Below are 17,333 nucleotides of genomic sequence, written 5' to 3'. Positions count from 1 at the left end.
TGCAGCTAAAATGTGAGTGAAAAATGGGAAAAGTAACAGGATTCATGGAGTTCCAGCGGGTCGGCGAAACGTATGAAGCTCCAGTGGCGCGCAAGAAGCATTACAAGGAATTCATCCTCAGCCTGAGCAACGACGAAGCCAAGACCCAAGGCGCGCGCTGCATGGATTGCGGCATTCCGTTCTGTAACAACGGCTGCCCGGTCAACAACATCATTCCCGACTGGAACGACCTGGTGTATCGCGGCGCTTATCACGAAGCGCTGGAGACCCTGCATTCGACCAACAACTTCCCGGAATTTACCGGCCGCATCTGCCCGGCGCCCTGCGAAAGCGCATGTACGCTCGGCATCAACAGCGATCCGGTCGGCATCAAGTCGATCGAGCACTTCATTGTCGACAAGGGCTGGGAAAACGGCTGGATCGTGCCGCAGCCGCCTCTGGTCAAGACCGGCAAGAAGGTCGCCGTGGTGGGCTCCGGCCCTGCCGGCCTGGCGGCGGCGCAGCAGCTGGCGCGCATCGGCCATGACGTCACCGTGTTTGAAAAGAGCGACCGGGTCGGCGGCCTGCTGCGTTACGGCATCCCCGATTTCAAGATGGAAAAATCCCATATCGACCGCCGCGTCGAACAGATGGAAGCCGAAGGCGTGACCTTCCGCACCGGCGTCCTGGTCGGCAAGGATTTCCCGGCCAATGTAAATAACTGGGCCAAGAAGACCATTGCGCCGGACGAATTGAAGGCCGAGTTCGACGCCGTGGTGATTGCCGGCGGCGCCGAGCAGCCGCGCGACCTGCCGGTGCCGGGGCGCGAGCTGAAGGGCGTCCATTTCGCCATGGATTTCCTGCCGCAGCAAAACAAGGTCAACGCCGGCGACAAGGTCAAGGACCAGATCCTGGCTGGCGGCAAGCACGTAGTGGTGATTGGCGGCGGCGATACCGGTTCCGATTGCGTCGGCACCTCCAACCGCCAGGGGGCGGTGTCGATCCAGCAGTTTGAACTGATGCCGCAGCCGCCGGAGCTGGAAAACAAGCCGCTGGTTTGGCCGTACTGGCCGACCAAGCTGCGCACTTCGTCGTCGCACGAAGAGGGCTGCGACCGCGACTGGGCGGTGGCCACCAAGCGCCTGGAAGGCAAGAACGGCAAGGTCGAGAAACTGATCGCCGCCCGCGTCGAATGGAAAGACGGCAAGATGCAGGAAGTGCCGGATTCGGAATTCGAGATGAAGGCCGACCTGGTGTTCCTGGCCATGGGTTTCGTTTCGCCGGTGGCGCAGGTGCTGGAAGCGTTTGGCGTCGACAAGGATGCGCGCGGCAACGTCAAGGCCACTACCGACGGCGACGCCTGCTACAAGACATCGGTCGACAAGGTGTTTGCCGCCGGCGACATGCGCCGCGGCCAGTCGCTGGTGGTTTGGGCTATCCGCGAAGGCCGCCAGTGCGCACGCGCAGTCGATGAGTTCCTGATGGGGGCATCGGTTTTGCCACGGTAATACTGCGCAGCTTTTTGCTGTCGCTAAATAAAGAAGGAGCATGTCAGTGGCAACACCGGCATGCTCTTTTTTCTGCAGCACATGTTTTTGTTCATGCATCCGGGCAATAGTCAAACTGTTGTAATACAGGCACATGCCAGTCTGCCTACTATTGCCCGGCCCTGAACGATTGTCGCATTTGCACTACAATAGCCCCTTTGATTTATTCGGTGGATGGTGTGGCAAATATCGTCGAAATTCGTGATCTGCAGTTTGGCTATGGTGAGAGGTCGATTTTATCGGGTCTCAACATGGACTTCGCACGCGGCAAGGTGATCGCCGTCATGGGCGGCTCCGGCTCCGGCAAGACCACCATATTGCGGCTGATCGGCGGCCAGCTGAGGCCGCAGGCCGGCAGCGTCAAGGTCGACGGCGAAACGGTGCACGCACTGTCGACCCCGGGCCTGTATGCCTTGCGGCGCAAGATGGGCATGCTGTTCCAGAGCGGCGCCTTGTTTACCGACCTGACCGCATTTGAAAACGTGGCTTTCCCGCTGCGCGAACACACCAACCTGTCGCCGGAACTGCTGAACAACCTGGTGCTGCTGAAATTGAATGCGGTCGGCTTGCGCAATGCAGCGCAGCTGAAGCCGTCCGAGATTTCCGGTGGCATGGCCCGGCGCGTGGCGCTGGCGCGCGCAATTGCCCTGGATCCGTCGCTGATCATGTATGACGAACCGTTCGCCGGCCTGGATCCGATTTCCATGGGTGTGACGGCCAACCTGATCCGCAAGCTCAACGATGCGCTGGGCTCTACCAGCATCCTGGTGTCGCATGACGTCCATGAGTCGTTCAGCATTGCCGACTACGTGTATTTCCTCTCGCAGGGACAAATCGTGGCGCAGGGCACGCCGGCAGAGATGCAGGCGTCGACCCATCCGTACGTGAAGCAATTCATCAACGCCGAACCTGACGGTCCGGTGCCGTTCCATTATCCTGGCAAGTCGCTGGCCGAGGACCTGGGCTTGAAGGGGCGCGGCTGATGCTGAACGCTGTAACTAAGTTTGTAAGCAATTCTCTTGCGGCGGTGGGACGCACGGTACGCGAATCGATTACCGGCCTGGGCCTCGCCACGCGCATGTTCTTTGCGATCCTGCGGGCATCGCTCGGACTCTGGCGGCGGCCGCGGCTGATTACCGACCAGATCCATTTCATCGGCAATTATTCGCTGATCATCATTGGCGTATCGGGCCTGTTTGTCGGTTTCGTGCTGGGTTTGCAGGGTTATTACACGCTCAACAAGTATGGTTCGGAGCAGGCGCTGGGCTTGCTGGTGGCGCTGTCGCTGGTGCGCGAACTGGGGCCGGTAGTGACGGCGCTGCTGTTCGCCGGCCGCGCCGGCACTTCCCTGACTGCCGAAATCGGCCTGATGAAAGCCGGCGAGCAGCTGTCGGCGATGGAAATGATGGCGGTCGATCCCATGCAACGGGTCGTGGCGCCGCGTTTCTGGGCTGGCGTGGTAGCGATGCCGATGCTGGCAGCCCTGTTCAGCGCCCTGGGTATCTTTGGCGGCTACCTGGTCGGCGTCAAGCTGATCGGCGTCGATGAAGGCGCGTTCTGGTCGCAGATGCAGGGCGGCGTGGATATCTGGCAAGATATCGCCAACGGCGTCTTGAAAAGCATTGTGTTTGGCGTCGCCGCAACGTTTGTGGCGGTATGGCAGGGCTATGAGGCAAAACCGACGCCGGAAGGCGTCTCCAGGGCAACCACGCGCACCGTGGTGATCTCGTCGCTGGCGGTACTTGGGCTGGACTTCCTGCTGACCGCCTTGATGTTTAACTAATTATTTGCGCGACTCCCGCTGCCTGTCGTGTCGAGCAGCGGGAATCAAACCGTAGCAGCGCGTTTTACTTCTCGTTACCATTTTCTCTTCGAGATATTGTTCGCGATGGTATTTTTAAGGTGATGAATCATGCAACAGAAAACTGTAGACGTATGGGTAGGCATGTTTGTGCTGATCGGGGTGCTGGCCTTGGGGTTCCTGGCGCTGAGGGCAGGCAACCTGAGCAGCTCGACTTTCAACAAGACCTACCCGGTAATTACCAAGTTCGACAATATCGGCGGCCTGAAAGTACGTGCTTCGGTGCGCAGCGCCGGGGTGGTGGTGGGGCGTGTGGCGTCGATCAATTTCGACGACAAGAACTTCCAGGCGATAGTGACCTTGAACATGGACCAGCGTTACCAGTTCCCGGAAGACAGTTCGGCTAAGATACTCACGGCAGGTTTGTTGGGCGAGCAATATATCGGTATCGAAGCGGGCGGCGCGACCAAGAACCTGGTTGCCGGCGACCGTATTAAATTAACGCAATCCGCGATTGTGCTGGAAAACCTGATCAGTCAGTTCCTGTACAGCAAGGCCGCGGATGTAAAGGACACTGAACAATGAAAACCATGACTCGCCTGGGCTCGCTGGCCCTGGTTGCCGCACTGGCCGGCTGCGCCACTACCAGCAATCCGCAAGACCCGCTGGAGGGTTTCAACCGCGCCATGTTCAGCTTCAACGACACGCTCGACAAGGTCGCCCTGAAACCGGTCGCCACCGCTTACCGGAACTGGCTGCCGAGTTTTGTCCAGACCGGCGTCAACAACTTCTTCGGCAACCTGGGCGACGTATGGAGCTCGGTCAACGGCTTCTTGCAAGGCAATGTCGCCGACGGTACATCGGATGTGATGCGGGTTGCGGTCAACACCACGCTCGGCCTCGGCGGCTTGCTGGATATCGGCTCGGAAGCCGGTTTGCAGAAACATAACAAGGATTTCGGCCAGACCCTGGGCAAGTGGGGCGTCGGCTCCGGCCCTTACCTGGTGCTGCCGCTGTTCGGGCCGTCGAATATCCGCGATACGGCGGCATTGCCGGTCGATATGTATGGCGACATCTGGTCGTACAAATATCCGGTGCGCTGGCGCAATACCGGTTCGGTGGTGCGCCTGATCGACAAGCGCGCCAACCTGCTGGACGCAGGCGGCCTGCTGGAGGATGCCGCCCTCGACAAGTATGAATTCGTGCGCGATGCCTATACCCAGCGCCGCCAGAGCCAGATCAACGGCAATAATGACGACAGCGACGACAAGGCAGATAAGGCGGACAAGCCTGCCAACAGCAAGCCCGCCGAGCAGTGATTATCGGCGCCGGCTGGAACCGGCGCTTGAAATTGCCGTCTTAGGACGCATATACCTCGCGTCTGAGACGTCTTCTAACAACCATTAAGATTGTTAAAAATACATATGAAAATTCTGAAAAAATTCCTGACGCTGTCGCTGACTGTCGGCAGCCTGTTGTTCACCGCGGCAGCCCAGGCGCAAGAAGCGCCTGATGCGCTGATCAAGCGCATCAGCCAGGACGTGCTGGATACCGCCAAATCGGACAAGAACATCCAGGGCGGCAACCAGCAGCGGATCCTTGCGCTGGTTGAGGAAAAGATCATTCCTTATGTCGACTTCGAGCGCATGACCAGCATGGCCATGGGCCCCAAGTGGCGCGATGCAACTGATGATCAAAAGAAACAGCTGATCACCCAGTTCCGCAGCCTGCTGGTCTTCACCTATTCCGGCGCGCTGTCGCAGGTGCGTGACCAGCAGATCGATTTCAAGCCGCTGCGCGCCGATCCGGCCGATACCGATGTCATCGTCCGTTCGCAAGTGATCCAGCCGCGCGGCGAGCCTATCCAGCTGAATTATCGCGTGGAAAAAGCAGGCACCAGCTGGAAGATCTATGATGTCAACGTACTGGGCGCCTGGCTCGTTGATTCATACAAGGGTACCTTCACCTCCGAAATCGGCCGCTCCGGCATCGACGGCCTGATCAAGGTATTGTCGGACAAGAACAAGGAACGCGCTGCCCGCGGCCTTAAAAAATAAACAGTTGATTGACTAACATGTTCAGACCATCTCACTCGCTTACTGTCGGTAATGCCAAAGTCACTCTGGAAGAGGGCTTGCGCGCGATCGCCGGGGGCGAGACCGAGATTGACCTGGGCGATGTGGTGGCGGTCGATTCGGCCGCTGTCGCAACCTTGCTGGCATGGCAATGCGCCGCCCTGAACCAGGGCCTGAACCTCCATTTCTCCAGTTTGCCCGCCAACCTGGAAAGCCTGATCGATTTGTACGGCGTGACAGAACTGCTCGCGCCCACCGGCGTGACTGTTGCCGCCAGTACACTGCATCATTGAGCTCCACCTTCTCCTTCCCCCCCGTAGCATCCCGGGTTTGTCGTTGCCGCCCGGCCTTCGCAGCAAAAATCCAATATAATCAAGGGTTCCGCCACCGGCCAGCATGGTTTGACCGGCAAATCAGCAGCACTGCCGAGGCGTTCCAATTACAGAATATTTAGCAAGGCACTATGGCGGCCATCCAAATTACCAACGTCAAGAAGCGTTACCAGTCCTTGCAGGCGCTGGGCGGCGTTTCCCTGACCATCGAAGAAGGTGAATTCTTCGGTTTGCTGGGTCCTAACGGCGCTGGCAAGACCACCTTGATTTCAATCATCGCCGGCCTTAACCACCCGGATTCAGGCAACGTCACGGTCCATGGCCACGACGTGGTCAGCGACTATCGCGCCGCGCGCCGCAATCTCGGCGTGGTGCCGCAAGAGCTGGTGTTCGATCCTTTTTTCACGGTGCGTGAAACGCTGCGCATACAGTCCGGCTATTACGGCCTGAAGAACAATGACAAATGGATCGACGAGGTAATGGAAAACCTTGACCTGACCGGCAAGGCCGACACCAACATGCGCGCCCTGTCGGGCGGCATGAAACGGCGCGTGCTGGTGGCGCAGGCCCTGGTCCACAAGCCGCCGGTGATCGTGCTGGACGAGCCGACCGCCGGCGTCGACGTCGAATTGCGGCAGACCTTGTGGCGCTTCATTTCACGCCTCAACCGCGAAGGCCACACGGTGGTCCTGACCACGCACTACCTGGAAGAAGCGCAAGAGCAGTGCAACCGCATCGCCATGCTCAAGCTGGGCCAGGTCGTGGCGCTCGACTCCACCTCGGCGCTGATCAAGCGCATCGCCGGTTCGCAATTGCTGGTCAACCTGTCCAGCGGCAGCTTGCCGGCAGCGCTGCAGCCCTTGGTGCTGCATGCCGACGGCAGCAAGTTCTCGCTGCGGGTCAACGAATACGCTGATGTCGAACCGATCCTCGGCGCCTTGCGCCATGCCGGCGCGGTGATCGAGGACATGCAGCTGCAGCAGGCCGACCTGGAAGACGTGTTCCTGCAGATCATGGACAGCAAGGTCAGCGCCAGCGGCTTTAATGTTTTTGCCGATGAATACAGCGCGGGCGGTGTCAAATGATGGTTGGTTTCCAAACCCTGTTCTACAAGGAAGTGCTGCGCTTCTGGAAAGTCGCGACGCAAACCATAGGCGCGCCGATCCTGACGGCGATGCTGTACCTGCTGATTTTCGGCCATACCCTCAAGGACCATATCGAGGTCTATCCCGGCGTGCAGTACACCGCATTCCTGATTCCCGGCCTGGTGATGATGAGCGTGTTGCAAAATGCCTTCGCCAATACCTCGTCATCGTTGACACAGTCGAAAATGACCGGCAATCTGGTGTTTGTCCTGCTGACGCCGCTGTCGCACTGGGAGCTGTACGGCGCTTATGTGCTGGCCTCGGTAGTGCGCGGCGTGGCGGTCGGCCTGGGTGTGTTTGTGATCACCGCCTGGTTCGGCAACCTGTCTTTCGTGGCGCCGTGGTGGATCGTGATTTTTGCATTCCTGGGCGCCGCGCTGCTGGGCACCATGGGTTTGATTGCCGGCATCTGGGCAGACAAGTTCGACCAGCTGGCAGTCTTCCAGAATTTCCTGATCATGCCGGCGACCTTCCTTGCCGGCGTGTTTTATTCGATCAAATCGTTGCCGCCGTTTTGGCAGGCCGTATCGCATTTGAATCCGTTCTTTTATATGATAGACGGATTCCGCTACGGCTTTTTCGGGCAGTCAGACATTAACCCGCTGATCAGCCTGCTGATCATCTGCATATTCCTGGCGTTGTTGTCGGCGGTAGCGGTGCAGATGCTGAAGCGCGGCTATAAATTGCGGCACTGAGCACATCACCACGTTGGAAAAACAGCTAAGAAAATATTATGTTCCCTACACCTGATCTCGTTAAAAGCTACATCGCCGCCGGCCTCGAATGCTCGCACCTGGATGTCGAGGGCGACGGCCAGCATTTCAAGGCAGTGATCGTGTCCGCAGCCTTCGCCGGCAAGCGTCCGATACAGCGCCACCAGATCGTCTACGCGGCGCTGGGCGACCGCATGCGCGAAGAAATCCACGCCTTGTCGATGAAGACACTGACGCCGGAAGAATTTCAAGAGAACAAATGACCGGCCGGGCGGCTGCCCTGCCAGATACAACGAACACCACTGCGAGAAGTCACCATGGATAAATTATTGATACAGGGCGGTAACCGCCTTTCCGGCGAAATCACCATTTCCGGCGCAAAAAATGCGGCGCTGCCTATCCTGTGCGCGGGCTTGCTTAGCTCGGACCAGCTGCACCTCAGCAACGTGCCGAACCTGCACGACGTATCGACCATCCTGAAGCTGCTGCGCCAGATGGGATTGAAGGCGACCCAGGACGGCCACTTCGTGACCCTGCAAGGCGACGCCATCACCAACCTTGAAGCGCCCTACGAAATGGTGAAAACCATGCGCGCATCGATCCTGGTGCTGGGGCCGCTGCTGGCGCGCTTCGGCGAAGCACGGGTGTCGCTGCCGGGCGGCTGCGGCATCGGTTCGCGCCCGGTCGACCAGCACATCAAAGGCTTGCAGGCGATGGGCGCCGAGATTGCGATCGAGGCCGGCTACATCCATGCCAAGGCCAAGAAGCTCAAGGGTACACGCGTCGTCACCGACATGATCACCGTCACCGGTACTGAAAACCTGCTGATGGCCGCAACCCTGGCCGATGGCGAGACGGTCCTGGAAAACGCTGCGCGCGAGCCTGAAGTGACCGACCTGGCCAACCTGCTGGTTGCGATGGGCGCCAAGATCGACGGCATCGGTACCGATCGCCTGACGATCCAGGGCGTCGACAAGCTGCACGGCGCCGAGCACGCGGTGATCGCCGACCGTATCGAGACCGGCACTTTCCTGTGCGCAGTGGCGGCCACCGGCGGCGACGTCATGCTGAAAAATACCCGCAGCCACATCCTGGATGCGGTGCTGGACAAGCTGCGCGAAGCCGGCGTGATCCTCACCTCCGGCGACGACTGGATCCGCGTGCAGATGGCGGCGCGGCCCAAGGCGGTCAGTTTCCGCACCACTGAATATCCGGGCTTCCCGACCGACATGCAAGCGCAGTTCATGGCGATGAACAGCATTGCCGAAGGCACCAGCCACGTCACCGAAACGATCTTTGAAAACCGCTTCATGCACGTGCAGGAAATGAACCGCCTCGGCGCTGCCATCGATGTCCAGGGCAATACCGCCATCATCAAGGGCGTCGACAAGCTGGTCGGTGCGCCGGTGATGGCGACCGACCTGCGCGCCTCCGCTTCGCTGGTGATTTCCGGCCTGGTGGCGCAAGGCCAGACCCTGATCGAGCGCGTCTACCACCTGGACCGCGGCTACGACGAGATGGAGCGCAAACTGTCCGCGGTCGGCGCAAATATCGAAAGAATCAAATGAGCCAGAAGCTGACCCTGGCCTTGTCGAAAGGCCGCATCTTTGAAGAGACCTTGCCGCTGCTGAAGGCGGCCGGCATCGAGGTCACCGAAGATCCGGAAACCTCGCGCAAGCTGATCCTGGCGACCAACGATCCGCAGGTCAACGTGATCATCGTGCGCGCTTCCGACGTGCCGACCTATGTGCAATACGGCGCCGCCGATTTTGGCGTGGCGGGCAAGGATGTGCTGCTGGAGCATGGCGGCGAAGGCCTGTATCAGCCGATTGACCTGGAGATTGCAAAATGCCGCATGTCGGTGGCGGTATCGGCCGGCTTCGACTACGCCAGCGCGATCCGCCAGGGCGCGCGGCTGCGGGTCGCCACCAAATACCTGCTGACGGCGCGCGAACACTTCGCGGCGAAGGGCATGCACGTCGACCTGATCAAGCTGTACGGCTCGATGGAGCTGGCGCCGCTGGTCGGGCTGGCGGATGCGATTGTCGACCTGGTCAGCACCGGCGGCACCTTGCGCGCCAATAACCTGGTTGAAGTCGAACACATCATGGATATCTCGTCGCGGCTGGTGGTGAACCAGGCCGCATTGAAGCTCAAGCGCGAGCGCTTGCAGCCGATCCTGGAAGCCTTCGAAAAAGCTTCGATTCAATAAGCCGCGGCGACGCAGCTGCGGCGGAAACCGCACCGCAAACTGGAAGTGACATGAGCATAGCAATCAGAAAACTCGATGCAGGGCTGCCGAATTTCCAGGCGCAACTGACAGCGCTGCTGGCGTTCGAGGCAGGCGAAGACGAAGCCATCGACCAGGCCGCGGCACGCATCCTGGCCGACGTCAAAGCGCGCGGCGACGCCGCCGTGCTGGAATACACCAACCGTTTCGATCGCCTCAGCGTAAACGACGTCAGCCTGCTGGAAATCGGCCAGCAGGAATTGCAGGCGGCGCTGGCCGAGCTTTCTCCTGAACGCCGCGGCGCCTTGCAGATCGCGGCCGACCGCGTGCGCAGCTACCACCAGCGCCAGAAAGTCGAATGCGGTTCGGACGGCTTCAGCTACACCGAAGCCGACGGCACCGTGCTTGGGCAAAAGGTCACGCCGCTGGACCGCGTCGGCATCTATGTCCCCGGCGGCAAGGCGGCTTATCCTTCCTCGGTGCTGATGAATGCGATTCCGGCCAAGGTCGCCGGCGTGCAGGAAATCATCATGGTGGTGCCGACTCCGGACGGCATCAAGAATCCGCTGGTGCTGGCGGCGGCAGCCATTGCCGGCGTCGATCGCGTATTCACCATCGGCGGCGCGCAAGCAGTGGCGGCGCTGGCCTACGGCACCGCCACCATTCCCCAGGTCGACAAGATTGTCGGCCCCGGCAACGCTTATGTCGCGGCGGCCAAGCGGCGCGTATTCGGCACGGTCGGCATCGACATGATCGCCGGGCCTTCCGAAATCCTGGTGCTGTGCGACGGCACCACCGATCCCGACTGGATCGCGATGGACCTGTTTTCGCAAGCCGAGCACGATGAACTGGCGCAGTCGATCCTGCTGTGTCCTGACCCGGCTTACATCGCCGCCGTCGAAGCCAGCATCAACCGGCAGCTGCCGCTGATGCCGCGCCATGAAGTGATCCGCACTTCGCTCACCAACCGCGGCGCGCTGGTGAAAGTGCGCGACATGGAGCATGCCTGCGAGATCGCCAATCATATCGCGGCGGAGCACCTGGAAATTTCGGCCGACAATCCGCAGCGCTGGGCCGACCGGATCCGCCACGCCGGCGCCATGTTCCTGGGCCGGTTCTCGTCGGAAGCGCTGGGCGACTACTGCGCCGGACCAAATCACGTACTGCCGACTTCGCGCACCGCGCGTTTCTCGTCGCCGCTCGGCGTCTACGATTTCCAGAAGCGTTCCAGCATCATCAACATCAGCGAGGCCGGCGCCCAGACGCTGGGCAAGGTCGCGGCGGAACTGGCTTACGGCGAAGGATTGCAGGCGCATGCCCGGTCCGCCGAATACCGCTTGAAAGACAAGCCGCAATGACAGCGGCATGGCTGCGATGAGCGACGACTGGATCGATCGCATCTATGGCGAGGACGCGCTGCAGGGCCTGCAGCGCATACCGGACGGTTCGGTCGACCTGCTGCTGGCCGATCCACCCTACGGCCTGGGCAAGGACTACGGCAACGATTCCGACAAGCTCGACACCGCGGCTTACCTGCGCTGGACCGAAGAATGGATAGACGCCGCCTTGCCGAAACTGAAGCCGAACGGCAGCCTCTACATTTTCCTGACCTGGCGCTTTTCGCCCGAGATTTTTGTCATGCTCAAGCAGCGCATGATCATGAACAATGAAATCATCTGGGACCGGCGGGTGCCTTCGATGGGCGGCGGCACCCGGCGTTTTTCGTCGGTGCACGACACGATCGGCTTCTTCGCCCGCGCCAAGGACTATTACTTCGACCTCGACGCCATCCGGATTCCCTACGACGCTGAAACCAAGAAAGCCCGTTCGCGCTCGATTTTTGTCGGCGCCAAGTGGCTGGAGCTGGGTTATAACCCGAAAGACGTCTGGAGCGTCTCGCGCCTGCACCGCGAACATCGCGAGCGGGCCGACCATCCGACCCAGAAGCCGCTGGAAATCGTGGAGCGCATGATCAAGGCTTCCTGTCCGCCCGGCGGGATCGTGCTCGATCCCTTCATGGGCAGCGGCACCACGGCGGTGGCGGCGCGCCGTTGCGGACGGAGGTTTGTCGGCTTTGAGCTCAATCCCGAGTACTGCGCGCTGATCGAACGGCGGCTGGCGCAGCTCGACAGCCAGGAGCCCGGCGAACGGGCGCTGGCATAGGCATTTGGCTTGAATAGCAACGCTTATAGCGATTATCAAGGCTGCCATTAGCGGGAAAACATGAAAATGTCGGTAAAATGGCGATGCAGCCCAAAAAGCTGCCTTGGCCAGGCTTCACTAGTGACTAACGGGGAAGCTGCAACAATCTCGATCTTAAATCCGGTCGTCGAATAATTTAGTACACTTACCTCCACGACGCCTGTGCGTCACCACATAGTAAATTGGTCTCAAGCTCAACATGTCTACGCCTCGAACTGCATCGATCACGCGCAATACCAACGAGACGCAAATCCGCGTCTCCATCAATCTGGACGGCAGCGGCCAGCAAAAGCTGAATACCGGCGTGCCGTTCCTCGACCATATGCTGGACCAGATTGCGCGGCATGGCTTGATCGACCTCGATATCGAAGCCAACGGCGACCTGCATATCGACGCCCACCACACGGTGGAAGACGTCGGCATTACCTTGGGGCAAGCGTTCGCCAAGGCCATCGGCGACAAGAAGGGCATCCGCCGCTACGGCCATGCCTACGTGCCGCTGGACGAAGCGCTGTCGCGCGTGGTGATCGATTTCTCCGGCCGCCCGGGCCTGGAATTCCACGTGCCGTTCAAGCGCGCCATGATCGGCGGCTTCGACGTCGACCTGACCCACGAATTTTTCCAGGGCTTTGTCAATCATGCACTGGTATCTTTGCATATCGACAACCTGCGCGGCGAAAACGCCCATCATCAATGCGAAACCGTCTTCAAGGCGTTTGGCCGTGCGTTGCGCATGGCTGCAGAGCTGGATCCGCGTTCCGCCGGCACCATTCCTTCGACCAAGGGCAGCCTCTAAGGTTGAGCTTATTTACCCGGACTTTCCTCGGGACTTGAATCTTTATCATGAACAAAATTGTTGTAGTTGACTATGGCATGGGCAACTTGCGCTCGGTGGCGCAGGCCCTGCGCCAGGTGGCGCCGGAAGCCGAGGTCCTGATCTCGGGTACGATTGCCGATATCCGGTCAGCCGACCGCCTGGTCCTGCCAGGCCAGGGAGCAATGCCGGATTGCATGCGCAGCCTGCGCGAATCGGGTTTGCAGGAAGTGTTGCTGGAAGCTGCGCGCAGCAAGCCGCTGCTAGGCGTCTGCGTCGGCGAGCAGATGCTGTTCGACCTGAGCGAAGAAGGTGATACCGCCGGCCTGGGATTGTTGCCCGGCAAGGTAGTGCGCTTCCGCCTGGACGGCCGGCTGCAGGACGACGGTTCGCGTTTCAAGGTGCCGCAGATGGGCTGGAACCGAGTGCGCCAGGCGCAGTCTCATCCGCTCTGGCACGGTATTGCCGACCAGGATTATTTTTATTTCGTCCATAGCTATTACGCAGTGCCGGCCGATGCTGCGCATACCTTCGGCGAGACTGAGTACGGCGCGGCGTTCAGCTGCGCGGTCGGCCGTGATAATATTTTTGCCACGCAGTTTCATCCGGAGAAAAGCGCTAGCGCCGGTTTGCAGCTGTACAAGAATTTCGTGCAATGGAAGCCTTGAATATATTCCGGCATTCCCCCTGGTTTATGCGGATATTTATTCAAACTGGACTGAGCAAACTTAACTGAGCAAATTAGCTGCCTGGATTTCACTGGGCAGGTTTTTAACCGACTTCACCTCATACACAATTGTAGCCATGCTGCTGATACCTGCCATCGACCTCAAAGACGGTCACTGCGTACGCCTGAAACAGGGCGATATGGACCAAGCCACCGTATTTTCCGACGATCCGGGCGAGATGGCCCGCCATTGGCTGATGCAAGGCGCGCGCCGCCTGCACCTGGTTGACCTGAATGGCGCGTTCGCCGGCAAGCCGAAGAACGAACCCGCGGTCAAGGCCATCATCAAGGCGGTGCGCGAATTCGCCGTACTCAACGGCGTCGAGGAAATCCCGGTGCAGCTGGGTGGCGGCATCCGCGACCTGGACACTATCGAACGCTACCTGGACGACGGCCTGAGCTACATCATCATCGGCACCGCCGCGGTCAAGAATCCTGGTTTCCTGCACGATGCCTGCAGCGCTTTCCCGGGCCAGATCATCGTCGGCCTCGACGCCAAGGACGGCAAGGTCGCCACCGATGGCTGGAGCAAGCTGTCCGGCCACGAAGTGATCGACCTCGCCAAGAAATTCGAAGACTATGGCTGCGCCTCGATCGTGTATACCGACATCGGCCGCGACGGCATGATGGGCGGCGTCAATATCGAAGCGACCGTCAAGCTGGCGCAAAGCATGACCATCCCGGTGATCGCTTCCGGCGGCGTGCACAACGTCAAGGATGTGGAAGCGTTGTGCGCGGTGCAGGATGAAGGCATCGAGGCGGTGATTTGCGGCCGTTCGATTTATGAAGGAACGCTTGACTTGCGTTCGGCGCAAGAGCGCGCCGACGAGCTGAGCGACGAGTTCGTCGAAGACGAAGACTTATCCGAGCAGCCCGACGCTGACCAGCCATGACGCTTGCCAAACGCATCATTCCCTGTCTCGACGTGACCAATGGCCGCGTGGTCAAGGGCGTCAATTTCCTGGAGCTGCGCGATGCCGGCGATCCGGTCGAGATTGCCCGCCGCTACGACCAGCAGGGCGCTGACGAAATCACTTTCCTCGACATCACTGCTTCCTCCGACGGCCGCGACCTGATCCTGCCGATCATCGAAGCGGTTGCGTCGCAGGTATTCATCCCGCTGACGGTCGGCGGCGGCGTGCGGGCGGTGGAAGACGTACGGCGTTTGCTGAACGCAGGTGCGGACAAGGTCGGCATCAACACTTCCGCCGTCACCAATCCTCAGCTGGTGGCGGACGCCGCCGCCAAGTACGGTTCGCAATGCATCGTGGTGGCAATCGACGCCAAGCAGGTCGCACCCGGCAAATGGGAAGTCTTCACCCATGGCGGGCGCAAGGCCACCGGCCTCGATGCGATCGCATGGGCGCAAAAGATGGAGCGGCTGGGCGCGGGAGAAATCCTGCTCACCAGCATGGATCGCGATGGCACCAAGGTTGGTTTCGACCTGGCCTTGACCAGCAGCGTCTCCAATGCCGTGACGATTCCGGTGATTGCTTCCGGCGGCGTCGGCGGTTTGCAGGACCTGGCAGACGGCATCAAGATCGGCCGCGCCGATGCGGTGCTGGCGGCGAGCATTTTCCATTATGGTCAACATACTGTGCAAGAAGCCAAGCAGTTCATGGCGGCACAGCAGATTCCGATGAGGCTAGCATGAGCAGCGTGAGTTGGTTAAACAAGGTGAGGTGGGATGAGCACGGCCTGGTGCCGGTGATTGCCCAGGAACTCGGCTCGAACGATGTCTTGATGTTCGCCTGGATGAACCGCGACGCCCTGGCGAAGACGGTGGCGCTGGGCGAAGCGGTGTACTGGAGCCGCACGCGCAAGAAACTGTGGCACAAGGGCGAAGAGTCCGGCCATGTGCAGAAAGTGCACGAAATTCGTCTCGACTGCGACGAGGACGTGGTACTGCTGAAAGTAACCCAGGCCGGCGACATTGCCTGCCATACCGGCCGCCACTCCTGTTTCTTCCAGAAACTGGAGAGCGAGAGCAAGGGCTGGGAAACGGTCGAGCCGGTGCTGAAAGAACCGGACGAGATATACAACAAGTAAGCAGATCAACAAGCAGATAAGCGGATGCAATCATGAGTGAAACCCTAAAGCGCCTGGCTGCGGTCATCGAGTCGCGCAAACCGGCCAACGGCGGCGACCCGGAGACTTCGTACGTCGCCCGGCTGTTCGCCAAGGGCGACGATGCGATCCTGAAGAAAATCGGCGAGGAAGCGACGGAAACCGTGATGGCCGCCAAGGATGCGCGGGTGGATGGCGATTCTTCGCATGTCTTGTACGAATGCGCTGACCTGTGGTTCCATTCGATGATCATGCTGGCCCAGTTCAACCTGACGCCGCAAGACGTGCTGCAGGAACTGGCGCGGCGCGAGGGCCTGTCGGGCATCGAAGAAAAAGCCAGCCGCAAGCTGAGCGACCGTGAGCAGCAGGAAACCGGCCAAGACAAGATCTGAATCGTTTGAGAATCGTTCAAGAATCCTTCAAGCCCCGGAGATAATTTGGAAAATTGTATTTTTTGCAAAATTGCAGCCAAGCAGATTCCCTCGAAAGCGATCTATGAAGACGACGACCTGATCGCTTTCCATGACATCAATCCGGCCGCGCCCATCCATTTCCTGATCGTGCCCAAGCAGCACATCGCGACTTTGGCCGATTGTACTGAGGCGCATGCCGCTTTGTTGGGTAAAATGGCGCTGCTGGCGCCGCGCCTGGCGCAAGAACAGGGCTGCGGTTACCAGCTGGACGAGCAGGGCCAGGCTAGCGGCGGCTACAAGACTGTCTTCAACGTCGGGCCTGACGGCGGCCAAGAGGTGTACCATTTGCATATGCACGTCATCGGCGGACCTAAACCGTGGCGTGGGCAGCGCTGAACCGGTCGGATTTGTGTCCGGCGGCAGCGAAAGCTGCAAGTACGCTGCAGGTGGTTTACAGGGATTTAACGGTGTGTTGATTTAGCAGGATCGGACAGCTTGTCCGACAAGGAGAAAAAAATGGGTTCGTTCAGCATTTGGCACTGGTTGATCGTGCTGGTTATCGTGATGTTGGTGTTTGGCACCAAGAAAATCGGCAATATGGGTTCCGACCTGGGCAAGGCAGTCAAGGGCTTCAAGGATGGCGTCAAGGGCGAAGAAGAAAAACAAGCCGCCGATAAAGCGACGATTGACGTTGCAACCAAAGAAAAGGACAAGTCCGGCAACTGATCCGTGGCGGCCGGCGCCTGCTTCAAGCCGGCCGTGGATGATGTTTGCTGCTCCTTCCCATGATCGATATTGGTCTTACTAAACTCGCTTTGATTGGTGTCGTTGCACTGGTTGTCGTCGGGCCGGAAAAACTGCCGACCGTGGCTCGCATGGCGGGTTCCCTGTTCGGCCGCGCGCAACGCTACATCAATGAAGTCAAATCGGAAGTCAGTCGCGAGATTGAACTGGAAGAATTGCGCAAGATGCAGCAAGACGTGCAGGAAGCGGCCAGCGATATCGAGCAAAGCATTGCCCGCAGCGTCTCGGATACCAAGGATTCGCTGCACGCTGCCTGGAACGACAGCAGCGTGGGTGGTGCGGACAGTTTTAATGTCGAGCAGCTGGCGGTCAAGGCCAAGAGTTTTCGCAAGAAAAAGCTGGCGCGCACCAGCGCCATTCCTGCCTGGTACAAACAGCAAAGCGGCCAAAAGGCGCGCGTCCTGTCCGGCGCCGCGCGTGTCGCGAAATATCGCCCGGCCGGCCAAAACAAGGCTTCCGGTTCATTTTTTTCATGATTTCATGC

23 protein-coding genes are annotated in these 17,333 nt (G+C 59.7%); all 23 read left to right on the top strand.

Annotation, left to right across the window (positions count from 1 at the left end):
* Nucleotides 1-23: 23 nt before the first annotated feature.
* Nucleotides 24-1,487, top strand: a complete 1,464-nt coding sequence (locus V8G57_RS07255) for a glutamate synthase subunit beta (protein ID WP_342828803.1) — start codon at nt 24-26, stop codon at nt 1,485-1,487.
* Between the two features lie 218 nt (nt 1,488-1,705).
* On the top strand, nt 1,706-2,509 hold the full coding sequence (locus V8G57_RS07250) for an ABC transporter ATP-binding protein (RefSeq protein ID WP_342828802.1): 804 nt from the start codon (nt 1,706-1,708) through the stop codon (nt 2,507-2,509).
* Nucleotides 2,509-3,309 carry a lipid asymmetry maintenance ABC transporter permease subunit MlaE gene (mlaE, locus tag V8G57_RS07245; protein WP_342828801.1) on the top strand — a complete coding sequence of 267 codons (801 nt, stop codon included), beginning with the start codon at nt 2,509-2,511 and terminating at the stop codon, nt 3,307-3,309. Before V8G57_RS07250 ends, mlaE begins: the two co-directional genes overlap by 1 nt.
* A 129-nt stretch (nt 3,310-3,438) precedes the next feature.
* Nucleotides 3,439-3,912, top strand: coding sequence for an outer membrane lipid asymmetry maintenance protein MlaD (gene mlaD, locus V8G57_RS07240; RefSeq protein ID WP_092394617.1), 474 nt, complete (start codon nt 3,439-3,441; stop codon nt 3,910-3,912).
* Nucleotides 3,909-4,646: an MlaA family lipoprotein gene (locus V8G57_RS07235; protein ID WP_092394620.1), complete on the top strand. Its 738-nt coding sequence runs from the start codon at nt 3,909-3,911 to the stop codon at nt 4,644-4,646. Before mlaD ends, V8G57_RS07235 begins: the two co-directional genes overlap by 4 nt.
* A gap of 105 nt (nt 4,647-4,751) precedes the next feature.
* Nucleotides 4,752-5,384: an MlaC/ttg2D family ABC transporter substrate-binding protein gene (locus tag V8G57_RS07230; protein WP_092394623.1), complete on the top strand. Its 633-nt coding sequence runs from the start codon at nt 4,752-4,754 to the stop codon at nt 5,382-5,384.
* A 17-nt stretch (nt 5,385-5,401) separates the two neighbouring features.
* Nucleotides 5,402-5,695, top strand: a complete 294-nt coding sequence (locus V8G57_RS07225) for an STAS domain-containing protein (RefSeq protein WP_092394626.1) — start codon at nt 5,402-5,404, stop codon at nt 5,693-5,695.
* 170 nt (nt 5,696-5,865) lie between these two features.
* Nucleotides 5,866-6,819, top strand: coding sequence for an ABC transporter ATP-binding protein (locus V8G57_RS07220; protein WP_342828800.1), 954 nt, complete (start codon nt 5,866-5,868; stop codon nt 6,817-6,819).
* Nucleotides 6,819-7,574: an ABC transporter permease gene (locus V8G57_RS07215; RefSeq protein ID WP_092395083.1), complete on the top strand. Its 756-nt coding sequence runs from the start codon at nt 6,819-6,821 to the stop codon at nt 7,572-7,574. The genes V8G57_RS07220 and V8G57_RS07215 overlap by 1 nt, the downstream gene beginning before the upstream one ends.
* 38 nt (nt 7,575-7,612) lie before the next feature.
* Nucleotides 7,613-7,855 carry a BolA family protein gene (locus tag V8G57_RS07210; RefSeq protein WP_092394631.1) on the top strand — a complete coding sequence of 81 codons (243 nt, stop codon included), beginning with the start codon at nt 7,613-7,615 and terminating at the stop codon, nt 7,853-7,855.
* 54 nt (nt 7,856-7,909) lie between these two features.
* Nucleotides 7,910-9,160: a UDP-N-acetylglucosamine 1-carboxyvinyltransferase gene (murA, locus tag V8G57_RS07205; RefSeq protein WP_092394634.1), complete on the top strand. Its 1,251-nt coding sequence runs from the start codon at nt 7,910-7,912 to the stop codon at nt 9,158-9,160.
* Entirely contained in the window at nt 9,157-9,804 is a 648-nt protein-coding gene (gene hisG, locus V8G57_RS07200; protein ID WP_092394637.1) for an ATP phosphoribosyltransferase, read from the top strand. Before murA ends, hisG begins: the two co-directional genes overlap by 4 nt.
* A 50-nt stretch (nt 9,805-9,854) precedes the next feature.
* Nucleotides 9,855-11,180 (top strand): histidinol dehydrogenase, encoded by a 1,326-nt coding sequence (gene hisD, locus V8G57_RS07195; RefSeq protein ID WP_092394640.1) that lies wholly within the window; start codon nt 9,855-9,857, stop codon nt 11,178-11,180.
* A gap of 7 nt (nt 11,181-11,187) precedes the next feature.
* On the top strand, nt 11,188-11,985 hold the full coding sequence (locus tag V8G57_RS07190; RefSeq protein ID WP_342828799.1) for a DNA-methyltransferase: 798 nt from the start codon (nt 11,188-11,190) through the stop codon (nt 11,983-11,985).
* Between the two features lie 238 nt (nt 11,986-12,223).
* On the top strand, nt 12,224-12,820 hold the full coding sequence (gene hisB / locus V8G57_RS07185; RefSeq protein ID WP_014004509.1) for an imidazoleglycerol-phosphate dehydratase HisB: 597 nt from the start codon (nt 12,224-12,226) through the stop codon (nt 12,818-12,820).
* A 47-nt stretch (nt 12,821-12,867) separates the two neighbouring features.
* Nucleotides 12,868-13,506, top strand: coding sequence for an imidazole glycerol phosphate synthase subunit HisH (hisH, locus tag V8G57_RS07180; RefSeq protein ID WP_092394645.1), 639 nt, complete (start codon nt 12,868-12,870; stop codon nt 13,504-13,506).
* Between the two features lie 136 nt (nt 13,507-13,642).
* Nucleotides 13,643-14,458 carry a 1-(5-phosphoribosyl)-5-[(5-phosphoribosylamino)methylideneamino]imidazole-4-carboxamide isomerase gene (hisA, locus tag V8G57_RS07175; protein WP_092394648.1) on the top strand — a complete coding sequence of 272 codons (816 nt, stop codon included), beginning with the start codon at nt 13,643-13,645 and terminating at the stop codon, nt 14,456-14,458.
* A complete protein-coding gene (gene hisF, locus V8G57_RS07170) occupies nt 14,455-15,219 on the top strand; it encodes an imidazole glycerol phosphate synthase subunit HisF (RefSeq protein ID WP_092394651.1) in 765 nt (254 codons plus the stop codon). Before hisA ends, hisF begins: the two co-directional genes overlap by 4 nt.
* Nucleotides 15,216-15,614 carry a phosphoribosyl-AMP cyclohydrolase gene (gene hisI / locus V8G57_RS07165; RefSeq protein WP_092394654.1) on the top strand — a complete coding sequence of 133 codons (399 nt, stop codon included), beginning with the start codon at nt 15,216-15,218 and terminating at the stop codon, nt 15,612-15,614. Before hisF ends, hisI begins: the two co-directional genes overlap by 4 nt.
* A 32-nt stretch (nt 15,615-15,646) precedes the next feature.
* Nucleotides 15,647-16,024, top strand: coding sequence for a phosphoribosyl-ATP diphosphatase (locus tag V8G57_RS07160; protein WP_092394657.1), 378 nt, complete (start codon nt 15,647-15,649; stop codon nt 16,022-16,024).
* A gap of 45 nt (nt 16,025-16,069) precedes the next feature.
* Nucleotides 16,070-16,441 carry a histidine triad nucleotide-binding protein gene (locus V8G57_RS07155; RefSeq protein ID WP_092394660.1) on the top strand — a complete coding sequence of 124 codons (372 nt, stop codon included), beginning with the start codon at nt 16,070-16,072 and terminating at the stop codon, nt 16,439-16,441.
* A 120-nt stretch (nt 16,442-16,561) separates the two neighbouring features.
* Nucleotides 16,562-16,771 carry a Sec-independent protein translocase subunit TatA gene (tatA, locus tag V8G57_RS07150; protein ID WP_092394664.1) on the top strand — a complete coding sequence of 70 codons (210 nt, stop codon included), beginning with the start codon at nt 16,562-16,564 and terminating at the stop codon, nt 16,769-16,771.
* Between the two features lie 59 nt (nt 16,772-16,830).
* On the top strand, nt 16,831-17,325 hold the full coding sequence (tatB, locus tag V8G57_RS07145; RefSeq protein ID WP_342828939.1) for a Sec-independent protein translocase protein TatB: 495 nt from the start codon (nt 16,831-16,833) through the stop codon (nt 17,323-17,325).
* Nucleotides 17,326-17,333 lie beyond the last annotated feature (8 nt).

The sequence above is a fragment of the Collimonas rhizosphaerae genome (assembly GCF_038896935.1).
GTDB classification, from domain to species: Bacteria; Pseudomonadota; Gammaproteobacteria; order Burkholderiales; family Burkholderiaceae_D; genus Collimonas; species Collimonas rhizosphaerae.
Note: the sequence above shows the minus strand (reverse complement) of the source record. Positions and strands in the feature narration are given on the sequence as shown.

Coding starts and splice junctions, on each gene's coding strand:
- tatA (WP_092394664.1), top strand. CDS start 16,562: ATGGGTTCGTTCAGCATTTGGCACTGGTTGATCGTGCTGGTTATCGTG.
- V8G57_RS07230 (WP_092394623.1), top strand. CDS start 4,752: ATGAAAATTCTGAAAAAATTCCTGACGCTGTCGCTGACTGTCGGCAGC.
- V8G57_RS07210 (WP_092394631.1), top strand. CDS start 7,613: ATGTTCCCTACACCTGATCTCGTTAAAAGCTACATCGCCGCCGGCCTC.
- V8G57_RS07235 (WP_092394620.1), top strand. CDS start 3,909: ATGAAAACCATGACTCGCCTGGGCTCGCTGGCCCTGGTTGCCGCACTG.
- V8G57_RS07160 (WP_092394657.1), top strand. CDS start 15,647: ATGAGTGAAACCCTAAAGCGCCTGGCTGCGGTCATCGAGTCGCGCAAA.
- murA (WP_092394634.1), top strand. CDS start 7,910: ATGGATAAATTATTGATACAGGGCGGTAACCGCCTTTCCGGCGAAATC.
- V8G57_RS07215 (WP_092395083.1), top strand. CDS start 6,819: ATGGTTGGTTTCCAAACCCTGTTCTACAAGGAAGTGCTGCGCTTCTGG.
- hisA (WP_092394648.1), top strand. CDS start 13,643: ATGCTGCTGATACCTGCCATCGACCTCAAAGACGGTCACTGCGTACGC.
- hisG (WP_092394637.1), top strand. CDS start 9,157: ATGAGCCAGAAGCTGACCCTGGCCTTGTCGAAAGGCCGCATCTTTGAA.
- V8G57_RS07255 (WP_342828803.1), top strand. CDS start 24: ATGGGAAAAGTAACAGGATTCATGGAGTTCCAGCGGGTCGGCGAAACG.
- V8G57_RS07220 (WP_342828800.1), top strand. CDS start 5,866: ATGGCGGCCATCCAAATTACCAACGTCAAGAAGCGTTACCAGTCCTTG.
- mlaE (WP_342828801.1), top strand. CDS start 2,509: ATGCTGAACGCTGTAACTAAGTTTGTAAGCAATTCTCTTGCGGCGGTG.
- tatB (WP_342828939.1), top strand. CDS start 16,831: ATGATCGATATTGGTCTTACTAAACTCGCTTTGATTGGTGTCGTTGCA.
- hisF (WP_092394651.1), top strand. CDS start 14,455: ATGACGCTTGCCAAACGCATCATTCCCTGTCTCGACGTGACCAATGGC.
- V8G57_RS07225 (WP_092394626.1), top strand. CDS start 5,402: ATGTTCAGACCATCTCACTCGCTTACTGTCGGTAATGCCAAAGTCACT.
- V8G57_RS07190 (WP_342828799.1), top strand. CDS start 11,188: ATGGCTGCGATGAGCGACGACTGGATCGATCGCATCTATGGCGAGGAC.
- hisI (WP_092394654.1), top strand. CDS start 15,216: ATGAGCAGCGTGAGTTGGTTAAACAAGGTGAGGTGGGATGAGCACGGC.
- hisD (WP_092394640.1), top strand. CDS start 9,855: ATGAGCATAGCAATCAGAAAACTCGATGCAGGGCTGCCGAATTTCCAG.
- hisB (WP_014004509.1), top strand. CDS start 12,224: ATGTCTACGCCTCGAACTGCATCGATCACGCGCAATACCAACGAGACG.
- hisH (WP_092394645.1), top strand. CDS start 12,868: ATGAACAAAATTGTTGTAGTTGACTATGGCATGGGCAACTTGCGCTCG.
- mlaD (WP_092394617.1), top strand. CDS start 3,439: ATGCAACAGAAAACTGTAGACGTATGGGTAGGCATGTTTGTGCTGATC.